2 pseudogenes are annotated in these 329 nt (G+C 57.1%); one reads left to right on the top strand and one right to left on the bottom strand.

The window, feature by feature from the left end:
* Nucleotides 1-147 (top strand): annotated as a pseudogene (locus tag XpopCFBP1817_RS21360) (IS3 family transposase); the annotation flags it as partial.
* Here the strand turns inward: XpopCFBP1817_RS21360 and XpopCFBP1817_RS21355 are convergent.
* Nucleotides 145-329: pseudogene (locus XpopCFBP1817_RS21355) on the bottom strand (IS3 family transposase); the annotation flags it as partial. The pseudogenes XpopCFBP1817_RS21360 and XpopCFBP1817_RS21355 sit on opposite strands and share 3 nt — an antisense overlap.

Genomic DNA, 329 nt, shown 5'->3' with positions numbered 1-329 from the left:
AGGTGTGGTCGATGGACGTCGTATTCGACCGCACTGCCGAAGGCCGCGTCATCAAGTGCCTGGTGATCGTGGATGATGCAACACACGACGCGCTCGCCATCGACGTGGAGCGCGTGATTCTCCGGCGACGGGGTGACGCGCGTACTAGGTGTTCAGTCCCGGCATTAGATGGATCGGATTCACCTTGAACCGCTCGGGTTCGGATGTCCACTGCTTGCAGATGAATTCGTACGGTGTCAGACCCTTCATGGCTTTGAGTCTGCGAGCGAAGTTGTAGGCGTCGATAAAGTTGGCCAGGTGTTGTTGCAGTTGTGCGTGATCGTCGTAGT

Origin of the sequence: Xanthomonas populi (assembly GCF_002940065.1) — a bacterium.
GTDB classification, from domain to species: Bacteria; Pseudomonadota; Gammaproteobacteria; order Xanthomonadales; family Xanthomonadaceae; genus Xanthomonas; species Xanthomonas populi.
Note: the sequence above shows the minus strand (reverse complement) of the source record. Positions and strands in the feature narration are given on the sequence as shown.